Origin of the sequence: Bacillus sp. HNG (assembly GCF_003400205.1) — a bacterium.
Classification (GTDB): domain Bacteria; phylum Bacillota; class Bacilli; order Bacillales; family Bacillaceae_L; genus Ferdinandcohnia.
In genome coordinates this window covers 135,250-145,000 of sequence record NZ_QUQV01000011.1, presented here as the reverse complement: position 1 = coordinate 145,000, position 9,751 = coordinate 135,250, and the positions used below count along the sequence as shown (strand labels likewise).

General features: G+C 34.0%; 11 protein-coding genes and 6 tRNA genes. 12 read left to right on the top strand and 5 right to left on the bottom strand.

What is annotated here, in order from left to right:
- The first annotated feature begins 5 nt into the window (after positions 1 to 5).
- The 7 genes from DZB84_RS18545 (at position 6) to DZB84_RS18515 (ending at position 1,749) form a co-directional block, all read left to right on the top strand.
- Positions 6 to 78, top strand: a tRNA-His gene (locus DZB84_RS18545).
- 43 nt (positions 79 to 121) lie between these two features.
- Positions 122 to 196, top strand: a tRNA-Gln gene (locus tag DZB84_RS18540).
- 25 nt (positions 197 to 221) lie between these two features.
- A tRNA-Gly gene (locus tag DZB84_RS18535) sits at positions 222 to 296 on the top strand.
- A gap of 2 nt (positions 297 to 298) precedes the next feature.
- Positions 299 to 372, top strand: a tRNA-Cys gene (locus DZB84_RS18530).
- A 37-nt stretch (positions 373 to 409) separates the two neighbouring features.
- Positions 410 to 495, top strand: a tRNA-Leu gene (locus DZB84_RS18525).
- Positions 496 to 524: 29 nt separating this feature from the next.
- Positions 525 to 606, top strand: a tRNA-Leu gene (locus tag DZB84_RS18520).
- 135 nt (positions 607 to 741) lie between these two features.
- Positions 742 to 1,749: a tyrosine-type recombinase/integrase gene (locus DZB84_RS18515; protein ID WP_223254508.1), complete on the top strand. Its 1,008-nt coding sequence runs from the start codon at positions 742 to 744 to the stop codon at positions 1,747 to 1,749.
- Between the two features lie 700 nt (positions 1,750 to 2,449).
- On the opposite strand, the gene DZB84_RS18510 is transcribed toward DZB84_RS18515, so the two are convergent.
- The 3 genes from DZB84_RS18510 to DZB84_RS25015 all read right to left on the bottom strand — a co-directional run bounded on the left by DZB84_RS18510 (position 2,450) and on the right by DZB84_RS25015 (position 3,841).
- Positions 2,450 to 3,088 (bottom strand): hypothetical protein, encoded by a 639-nt coding sequence (locus DZB84_RS18510; protein ID WP_116353806.1) that lies wholly within the window; start codon positions 3,086 to 3,088, stop codon positions 2,450 to 2,452.
- A 153-nt stretch (positions 3,089 to 3,241) separates the two neighbouring features.
- A complete protein-coding gene (locus DZB84_RS18505) occupies positions 3,242 to 3,493 on the bottom strand; it encodes a hypothetical protein (protein ID WP_116353805.1) in 252 nt (83 codons plus the stop codon).
- Between the two features lie 186 nt (positions 3,494 to 3,679).
- Positions 3,680 to 3,841, bottom strand: coding sequence for a hypothetical protein (locus tag DZB84_RS25015; protein ID WP_189655302.1), 162 nt, complete (start codon positions 3,839 to 3,841; stop codon positions 3,680 to 3,682).
- Between the two features lie 419 nt (positions 3,842 to 4,260).
- On the opposite strand from DZB84_RS25015, the gene DZB84_RS18495 reads away from it, so the two are divergent.
- Together DZB84_RS18495 and DZB84_RS18490 are read left to right on the top strand one after the other, a co-directional pair.
- On the top strand, positions 4,261 to 4,563 hold the full coding sequence (locus DZB84_RS18495; protein ID WP_116353803.1) for a hypothetical protein: 303 nt from the start codon (positions 4,261 to 4,263) through the stop codon (positions 4,561 to 4,563).
- A gap of 52 nt (positions 4,564 to 4,615) precedes the next feature.
- Positions 4,616 to 5,977: a hypothetical protein gene (locus DZB84_RS18490; protein ID WP_116353802.1), complete on the top strand. Its 1,362-nt coding sequence runs from the start codon at positions 4,616 to 4,618 to the stop codon at positions 5,975 to 5,977.
- A 39-nt stretch (positions 5,978 to 6,016) separates the two neighbouring features.
- Here the strand turns inward: DZB84_RS18490 and DZB84_RS18485 are convergent, their stop codons facing one another.
- Both DZB84_RS18485 and DZB84_RS18480 read right to left on the bottom strand, forming a co-directional pair.
- Entirely contained in the window at positions 6,017 to 6,523 is a 507-nt protein-coding gene (locus tag DZB84_RS18485) for a hypothetical protein (RefSeq protein WP_116353801.1), read from the bottom strand.
- 107 nt (positions 6,524 to 6,630) lie between these two features.
- The gene (locus tag DZB84_RS18480; RefSeq protein ID WP_223254506.1) at positions 6,631 to 7,095 is read right to left on the bottom strand and encodes a helix-turn-helix domain-containing protein; all 465 of its coding nucleotides are present in this window, start codon (positions 7,093 to 7,095) and stop codon (positions 6,631 to 6,633) included.
- Between the two features lie 243 nt (positions 7,096 to 7,338).
- On the opposite strand from DZB84_RS18480, the gene DZB84_RS18475 reads away from it, so the two are divergent.
- From DZB84_RS18475 to DZB84_RS18465, 3 genes are read left to right on the top strand one after another with little or no spacing between them, the layout of a single operon-like run.
- A complete protein-coding gene (locus DZB84_RS18475; protein ID WP_116353800.1) occupies positions 7,339 to 7,653 on the top strand; it encodes a hypothetical protein in 315 nt (104 codons plus the stop codon).
- Positions 7,654 to 7,681: 28 nt separating this feature from the next.
- The gene (locus DZB84_RS18470) at positions 7,682 to 8,149 is read left to right on the top strand and encodes a hypothetical protein (RefSeq protein WP_223254505.1); all 468 of its coding nucleotides are present in this window, start codon (positions 7,682 to 7,684) and stop codon (positions 8,147 to 8,149) included.
- A 41-nt stretch (positions 8,150 to 8,190) separates the two neighbouring features.
- Complete coding sequence (locus DZB84_RS18465; RefSeq protein WP_142759852.1) at positions 8,191 to 8,751, top strand: hypothetical protein; 561 nt, start codon at positions 8,191 to 8,193, stop codon at positions 8,749 to 8,751.
- Positions 8,752 to 9,751 lie beyond the last annotated feature (1,000 nt).

Here is a 9,751-nt window from a genome sequence, read left to right as displayed (position 1 = left end):
TTATGGCGGCTGTGGCGAAGTGGTTAACGCATCGGATTGTGGTTCCGACATTCGTGGGTTCGATTCCCATCAGCCGCCCCTTTGTTTTCTAACAAAGTTTCATGTTATGTAGCTTCGTTATTGGGCTATAGCCAAGCGGTAAGGCAACGGACTTTGACTCCGTCATTCGTAGGTTCGAATCCTGCTAGCCCAGCCATTTTTTTTATTAAAACATATAATATGCGGAAGTAGTTCAGTGGTAGAACACCACCTTGCCAAGGTGGGGGTCGCGGGTTCGAATCCCGTCTTCCGCTCCAGTGGCGGCATAGCCAAGTGGTAAGGCAGAGGTCTGCAAAACCTTTACCACCGGTTCGAATCCGGTTGCCGCCTCCATTATTTTAAAATGTATGTAAGTGCTTTTTTATATATTGCCGGGGTGGCGGAACTGGCAGACGCACAGGACTTAAAATCCTGCGGTAGGTGACTACCGTACCGGTTCGATTCCGGTCCTCGGCATCTTCAGATGTCTTTTTCTTTCTATATACGCCGGTGTGGCGGAATTGGCAGACGCGCACGACTCAAAATCGTGTTCCTTCTGGAGTGTCGGTTCGACCCCGACCACCGGTATCGAATAAGGCGGGAAAAAGCCTTTAGGAATAAGGGATCTCACAAAATGTGAGGTCTCTTTTTTGTGTTCCCCGAACACGATTTGATTAGGGAAAATCGTGTGCGTAAAATCGTGTTCGTAGGGGTGAAAAAGTGATGAACAGAATGGGTAGAAATGAGAAAATGCAGGAGGAAAGCAAGAGGGGAAGGAGAGATGAATTAAGTCGAGAGGAGTTAATGATTTTAGGAGATGTAATTGAAGTAGATTATAGTTACGATGATCTTTTAAAATTGTTTATTGATGATTGCGAGTTAAGAAATCTTCGAGAGCATACAATCAAATATTATCGTGGTGAACTCAGTGCTTTTAGAAACTTAATGCAAAAACAAATGGTTGATATGAATGTAAGAGATTGGACAGGGGAGACAATAAAGACTCATGGAATACTATACATGAAAGATAAAGGATTAAAACCTGTTACAATTAATACTCGATTACGAGCAGTTCGTGCATTCTTTAACTTTTTGGAACATCAGAACTTGATTACTAATAATCCAATGAAGGATATAAAGCTGTTGCGTGATAGAAGAAGAATTGTTGAAACATTTGACAAAAAACAAATTAAAGTACTTCTGAGCTCATGCGACCTTAGATCATTTACAGGATTACGAGATTATACAATTATGTTATTACTTTTAGAAACAGGAGTAAGAGCAAATGAATTAATCGGAATAAATGTTACAGACATAGTCTGGAGTCAGAAGGTAATACGAATTAGGAATACTAAGGGAAGTTTTGAGCGTTTTGTACCCTTTCAAAACAAAATGAAGGATGTATTAAAGAAGTACATTTCTATAAGAGGAGTTGTTGAGACAGACAGTTTATTTATAACACATGACAATACTCCTTTAAGCAAGAAGCAAATACAGGATCGAATAAGGGATTATGGAAAAAAGGCTAATATAGAGAATGTTCGTTGTTCACTTCACACATTTAGACACACCTTTGCAAAGATGTGTGTTCTTGGCGGATGTAATGCGTTCCAATTGCAAGCGATTTTGGGTCATTCCACTTTGGAAGTCACAAAAGTTTACGTTAATTTGTTTAGTAATGAAGTTCAAGAGGGGCATTCTAAATTTAGCCCATTAAAGAACATATTTTAAAAAAAGTTAGATATGTTTCTTCAAAGTGCTGATATTGTCATATAATTTAGATAGAGTAACAACTATGTGGATAAAAATAGCCCGACAGGGCTTTTCTATTAACATTTGAGAAAAAGCGTGAGTGAAAAACTTTATTCTAACTCGATTAAAAGTGTGAAAAAAGCGGGGAAAACGTGATTGGTTTTTGTGAAAATGAGGGGAAAATAGGGAAGAGGTATCGACTTTATTATTTCCAGCGAACGAAGAAATAGCGGGAAATTGAGTGGAAAATGAAAATTTCTAAAACGACTGCACATAGTAGGCAACAAAAAGGAGAAAAAAATTATCGTTTTTTCTCCTTTTTTTATTAAGGAATAAGGTAAGCATTATACAACCGTTAATATGCCATTTTAACAAATAAGTGATGTTAAATAATAAAAATACAACACTCTTATAAAGTAAAGAGTAAAATTCCAGAACCGAAGGTATTCAGCAAACCTTCGGTCTTTTTTATCTGAAAAAAGGTTGGCGAAAAGAGGGGAAAGCATGATTAGAAGCGAGAGAAAGCGAAGCACAACAAGGGTTATAAAAAAGAGGGAAGTAAAAGATGGAAGAAAAATGTGAAAGAAGAGAAAACGTTATTAATATAGGTAGGTGGTATGAGATTGGGCTTTTAAAGGCTAAACACAGAGGTATCCATTGATACCCCGTTTTATCGAAATTATATTTCCCAAGGGACAGGATCTTTAGAAAAATATGAACTTGTTCCGTCTTTTTTGACTCTCCATCTTTTTTTATATTTTTCATAATGCTCTTCAAGGGAAATTGAACCAGTAATTTTAATATCTGGACTATTATTTGTCCAATTATAAAAGCATTCATCTTTAGTTTTTAAATACGCATCCTCTCTTAACTTTTGGAATGCATTAGGGGTTTTATAAATATCAATCCAAATCCTACCGAAATCATTACAATCCGCAATTCCCTCTTTAAAATGTTCAAAATCTTCTATGTTTACAAACCTATCATAATGGAAGACTGGACTGTAAAACATTTGACTTTCCTTAATATTTTTATGCTTCATAAATTTTGTGAAATATACTTCAGCAATTCTCTTTTCTTCATAATGACGTATATGAACAGTGTGTAGGCGAATTTGGGAATTAGGATCAAAAAATCTATATCGATCAATTTGTTTTCGGTGCACAGATAAATAATTGTCCTTCTTTCTTAACAACTTTTCAATTCTGGTAAAGCATCTCCACTCCTTATTGATACGAATATGAGCATCTAATGGCATGTTGATGTCATATCTATGTTGAGTTATAAATTGATTTAGGTTTTGATAAATATTCTCCATTATAATCTACCTTTCTTAAAAGAAATAAACTATGAACACTTAAAAGTTTTTACGTTTGGGGGAGGGAACTATTTGAGTCATATGGATCAGGATAAGCAAATCTAACACTCTGCTTCAATTAAATTACTTGGTATAATCAATCACTACAAAATCTTAGGAAGAGGAGATATTCACCATCGCCTCTTCCAAGAGCTTGTCCAATAATATTGCCTGGTTATCCTTTGTATCTACCATATTTGTTTTTCGATTGATATGATCAAGAAGTTGACCACCGAACTCAATAACTTTTAATTCTTCTAAAAGTTCTGGAGTTCTACCCCCAGTATACATATTTATAAAATCAAAGAAATTATCTAAATTAAGTTCAAAGAATGTATCGGGTTGATCTTTATTCCAGTACGTCAAGCCTACCCAAAAGTGCTTATCCCCATTGTTATCAACACTTTCGAAGAATACATAACCATCGTACTGAAAATATAATCGGTAGCCATTCTCAGCATGTTGGCTATAGCCTTCAATATTATATTTTTTAACAGCTTTTATAGTTTCATATAAGTATTCGTACTTGAATTGATTGAATATACCATCTTGTTATGGGGCAATTATTTCTAATTTTCTATCCTCAATATCTGAGAAATTAGTACCATGTTCTAACACACGAACAGATTCATCAAACCTTTCAAACTCATATACCTCAGTTTGTTTCTCGACTTTCTTCTTATTCAATTCGATTACTTTGGATTGCTCTTTCATTGCAAATTCCTCCTCATTTTTGATTTGATACTTTAATACCTGGAACGCAAAAAAGACTGAATTTTTTATTAGAAAGCCAAGGTTTGATTCCAAAGGGCAGAGAAATCCCTTGGAGAAATAAACCTAAAATTTGCTTTCTACGTAAAAATTCAGTCTTTAAAAATTAAAAGTAAGGTTTTAATGATCAAAAAATAAAATAAATATAAAGAGTAAAAAAATATGAACTTTTGCCTGAGGGCAATATTTAGTTGTGGAATTATCATAAACCGATTATGATGAACTTGTCAACAATATTTTTGACTTATTTAGAAGTAAATTAATGATGATTTACCTGATAAAAGGAATGATATTGCTTCGGTCTCAATAAATACTCAGATGGCAGAAAATATGAACATTTTAACAAAAGGAGGCGTTAAAGAATGACTTTATCTTTTGAACAAAAAATTTCTATTTTCCAAGATGAACAGTATGGAATGCAACGATATTCGATTAAACCAAATAAAATTAATTTCAAGTATAAGGGAAAGGTCATCGTCAGGGAGATGCGAGAGGGAAGCCCTGTTGCTTACGTATGGGGGAAAGATATATATCGAATTACTGAGGATTATGAAGTTGATGACCGCTATTGGATACATGTTCACGACTTTTCTGAGGAAGAGATTAGAGATTTATTAGTAAAGGTTTTAGCTTTGCGAGATAAAATTGGAATGAGTAATAAGTGATAGGATTTCTGATAGTATCATTTGAGATTAGAATATCGAAAGGGGGAAGAAAATGAGAGTTAGAGAAGGAAAAAATTTATCAAAAGTATATAATAGTGATTTCCCTTCCAACATGCATAATCCAGACATAAGTTGTCATGAGGTATATCAGTTGAAGAATAAGTGCAGTGGTAATTTTGTGAATCCTACGGAGCCAATAATTGTTCAATTACTATCAAACTATCTTACCTTAAATGAGTCAGGAGAAAGAGACGGTATGCGATTATTGTGGGGGCCAATTTATAAGGGCGGAGCTGGCAATAATCAAGAAATCGATATTTCGATAGAATACGATGGGAAAATTATATTTGGTATCTCGATAAAGAGTCAATTTGGAGGCGGTTACTTAGAGAATGCAGATCTCGTCCTACCTCTAATACAAGATTATAAGGATACTATTAAAAAGTTCGAATACAGGGGTTCTGTATCTGATGTTCTTCAAGACATGGCAAGAATTCAAAATATCAAGGAATCTACAGATCAGTTTGAGTCTATTACAATTCTGTACAGTAAAGTTAGCAAAAAGAAATGGACAGAAAAATTCTCGACAGGTTATTCTCACAGCTATCTCTTCCTGGAGGATAATCAACGTTCCTTTTTTCAGGAATTAGAAGAAAAGTTACCTAATCTAAAATCATTTAAGAGGAATTTCAAAGAAAACTATGGTGTCGTAACTGCAAATTCAACGGGGAAAGGTAGAGCTATAAAAGGAAGTAGGTTACATCTACAAAACTATGTTAATGATAATCAAGGAGAGTTGAACGAGCTAATACTAATGAGTTCTCCTTCATTACTTGCCTTTCTTGATAAAGAATTATCTATTGAATGGAAATCTCCTTTGAGGAGAAAGGATTATCATGAATATAGAAATGAGTTGCTTGATGTTTTAGATGACTGGATGGGAAAAAGGGAAGAATTAGAGAAATATTGGGCTAAGATAGGGCCGCAGTGGGATGGAATAGCGATTGTTAAAGGGAAGAACGGACAAATTGGTTTGTTATTAGTTGAAGCAAAAGCACACCTTCAAGAAATGCAATCCAAGATTCAAGCAGGAGATATTAGTAAAGTAAAAATTGAACAGACAATTGAAGAAGTAAAGACATATGTAGGATCAAATGCTCCTTTAGAAATATGGTTAGAGCAATATTACCAGTTGTCAAATCGCCTTGCTTATTTACATATATTGAATGAAAAAATCGGTATCCCGACTTGGTTAATACTTGTGAATTTTGCCGATGACCATACCCATAAACCTACTCAAATTTCTGCATGGATTGAACACTATCGGAGCGTATTTTCCAAAATGGATATAAGTTCTTCATCAGCGATATTTAAGCAAATTATTACTATTTATCCTGTTTTAGATTGTAAATGAATTAATCCCCTTTGAGAGAATTCAAGGGGATTAACTCATTTATACTATTTGTTTTAATGTTTCTTTGGCAATCATTTCTGCCCCTTTTTTTATTACCTCTGGATTTCGGGTAACTAAAAAGATAGCTCCTCCTGCAACTATGGTAGCGACACCACCTGCAATCAATGCATATTTTTGTCCTTGTGACCTGTTAGCATCGGCTTCTTGTTTTAAACGATCAAGAATTTCATCTATTTTTTTATCAAGTCTGTCCTTTTCGTCTGCTGTTTTAGCATTTTTTGCTTGTTCCATTAAGTCCTTCATACGTGAATTCAATGCTTCGATGTATTTATTACTTGAATCTTTATGGACATTAACGAAATTTTTCAGCCCTTCTACAAATGTAGTGTATGTAACATTTGCTTCTTTCAGAAACTCCTTAAAAACCTCTTTTCCAAATTGTCCCTTGATGTTCATTTCTATCAGGGTTTTAATATCTTCACTTGTAAGGTTTTCTGGATCTATGCCCTTTTTTTTGATCTTTTTTAAGAATTCTACGTTTTCCATGACTAACATCTCCTATTATTTTTTATTATCTAAGATATGTTTAATTACAACAGGAAATACAGCAATCAAAATATTTAACCCTAACTTTCCTAAATTCCCCATAGTAATCACTCCTTTTCCAGCATTTGTTTTAATTTTTGATATTCAGCAATCTGTTCTTCAATTTGAAGAACATTCATTTGATATTCCAAATCTAACTTCTTTTTTTTACGTTCTAAAGCAACTATGGATTCCTCAATTTCGGCTATTGATAATGTATCTACGACTTCGTTTTGAACAGCTTTTTCACTTTTTGCCACATCTGTTTTTGAGTTAATCATCTTAATCATTTTTGTAATTGATGCTGTGGCTCCACCTGCAATAACACCTGCAATCGGTAGTAAGGATGCCATTTTACCAATAGAAGTAGTTCCTTCCTTAGCTTTTTCCTTCACGAATTCAATTAGGTCATCTTTTTTTACGATATAACTCTTACCTTCTTGGTGAGCCTTCAATTCCTGAGTGCGAATCCATCTTCGAACTGTTTCTTCTGACACATTTAACATCTTGCTGATTTCTTTGGTGGTTAGCAATTATGTCACCGCCTTGTTTGTGTTTATACACATATAATACACATATGTGTGTGCATGTGTCAACTGTTTTTTTTCTATATATCCACAAAGTGAAATGATTAATGACTAATGGTAACAACTCGAATGGTTGCAACCATACTTGATCTACATTGATTATCAACGGTGTTTGACCATAAAATTGCTAAATCACAGTTACAGGTTTATATGGTATTATTTAGAAAAATAGGAATGGAGGCTTTCGATATGAGAGAAGTAGAGTTTAAAAGTTTTTTAATTAATAGTGTCGAAATTGAGAGTAAGGTAAAGGGAGTAACTTCAAGAGTTGCCAAAGCTCTTTATGTAGAAAGAGAGTTAAAAGTCAATTTAGATAGTGTTGTGAAAAACGATGAAGAAATGTATGGTTTGTTGCTTAGGATTCAAAACGAATTAAATGATAAACAATATCATAATGTTCATCAGAATGCTGTTCGTAAATATTACTTGTTCGTTAATGAAAAAGAGTTTCCAAGAATAAAACAGTATGAGAGAACGAGAGCTAATAGGAGAGAGGTAATTTAAAAGTATTTAGAAGGAGAGGTATCCGCTTGTGAAAAAGCAGTATTTTGACTTGATCCAGTTTTTTGAGGGATATGTTAGGAACTATAGACGAATGAACCTGTCCCATATACATAATCGTTCCATGTTTACTCAAAGGGAAATCGATTATTTCGCTAATTTGGGTGAGATGCTTGGCTTTGATGCCTTTGTCGAGGATTCAAAATTTGATAAGGTTAAAGGTCGTTCAAGGCCCATGGATCTTGCATGGTGGAAGTGGAATGAAACAATAGATAAAGAGAATTATGTGTATCTTGCATTGCATTTGGAAAGAGAAAACCAATGGAACAAAGATGAAGACACAATTGAAAAGCTCTTTTCTGAAACAGAAGACAGTTTAATACAAATGAAAGAACATTGTTCATTACAGATAAAGAAAGTCAAACCCAACTTGAAGAAAAGATCGGGGACTTTTTATCATCTACAGGTATGGATGATACAGAAATCACAACAGCTATAAACGAAAACTTCAAGGTTGATTATTTTGGGAATATAATTGGAGTGAATTCTTACAGAGAATTTGAAAACGTAGTAGTTTTAAAGACACCCAATTTTGATTATCTAACCTATGCATTAACCTATCTATTTTACAGAAGAATTGACAATAAGCCTGTTGAAGATGTATGTGTATTCCACCATGAAGAAGTAGAGAGTATTCGAAAAACAACCGTAGCTGGAGAAATCTATCAAGGGATTAAAAGGATTAACCGAGATAATAGCAAACAGGCTAAAATGTATGTATTTACAACTAACCAGGATGCGGTGGATTTGATTCTACAACAACTACCAGGAGTTCAGTATAAAAAAGAAATGATGAATGTTAATAAAAGGAAAACTGAAACAAATAAAAAGAAAACGAAATTTGAGGAACAAGTAGAGATTGTAAAAGCTACTATCAATGTAGCTTTAAGTGAAGGAAGGGAGTCTATTCAAAAGAAGGAGATAAGAGGTCAATTAGGGGAAATCGACAAGGGGAATTTTTCAAAAATCATTAAGGCCTGCCAGTCCTTTATAGAGTCACAAGGATACAAAAACGAGTGGCAGAGAATCATTTTAAAATAAACCAATATCAATGGAGCATCTTTTATAAGCCAACTTATAATGTTGGCTTTTCATTTTGTCTTTTTTACTTAATATGTGGTAAAGATGTTTTGCCAAAGTGGTAGCCTGCCAACTAAGAGCAATCGATGGTTTTGCATTCTTCAATCCATTTGTTGTATCTGTTGTTCGTATGATGTGATTAAAGAAAAAGGTATTTGTTCACCAAACTACAACAACCAATTTAATGAAAATTGCTAAAGGTTGATCGGTATATTTCGATTAGATCGACTATCTATTTGAAGCTACTCTCATTAGTTTACTGCTTTCGAATAAAGGATATAAGTATTCCGCAATTAGACATTATGCAGACTCTATTAGAATGCATGAGCGGAATACGACATTTAATAAACAAAAAAATAAAAGCCCATAAGCATCTCTCGCCATATGGATATAAACATAATGCTTTAACCATCAGTCAAACCTGCAAAATACTCTATTGGAAGGTTTTGGTATTCCAACCCTAAGTAATTGCTGATCATCCCATTAAAATACAATTTGGAATACGAGATAAAATTTAATTTTTCCCGATAGAAGTGGAAATTATCTTATGTGGGAGGCAATGGAAAAATTCTACCCCCTGTTATAACGGAAGCCATGTATTGAGTTTATGAATACTATTGGATACTGCAATCTAATTGGATTATTGGAAAGTATTGTAGTATATCAAGCGGTCAAAGCATTCATTGATATTGGAGATTTTCCGTTTAACCTCTCAATATTGATTGAATTCTATATTGAATCTAAAAAGTTGTATGATTCATAGATTGCTTCTTTATATAGATAGGTAAATTTACAACTTTCATTAGGATTGCCTACTCTTGTTGCAGTTCTTCTTTCCAAACGAACGACTATTACAACAATTGCGGCCGCTGATAAAAACGAAATTGGATACCATGGATTTTGGAGAGATGCAGATACCTTTATGAACTTCTAAGCGTAAGCGACTATTAAATGTTACCCC

Coding starts and splice junctions, on each gene's coding strand:
- DZB84_RS18515 (WP_223254508.1), top strand. CDS start 742: ATGAACAGAATGGGTAGAAATGAGAAAATGCAGGAGGAAAGCAAGAGG.
- DZB84_RS18510 (WP_116353806.1), bottom strand. CDS start 3,088: ATGGAGAATATTTATCAAAACCTAAATCAATTTATAACTCAACATAGA.
- DZB84_RS25015 (WP_189655302.1), bottom strand. CDS start 3,841: ATGAAAGAGCAATCCAAAGTAATCGAATTGAATAAGAAGAAAGTCGAG.
- DZB84_RS18495 (WP_116353803.1), top strand. CDS start 4,261: ATGACTTTATCTTTTGAACAAAAAATTTCTATTTTCCAAGATGAACAG.
- DZB84_RS18490 (WP_116353802.1), top strand. CDS start 4,616: ATGAGAGTTAGAGAAGGAAAAAATTTATCAAAAGTATATAATAGTGAT.
- DZB84_RS18485 (WP_116353801.1), bottom strand. CDS start 6,523: ATGGAAAACGTAGAATTCTTAAAAAAGATCAAAAAAAAGGGCATAGAT.
- DZB84_RS18475 (WP_116353800.1), top strand. CDS start 7,339: ATGAGAGAAGTAGAGTTTAAAAGTTTTTTAATTAATAGTGTCGAAATT.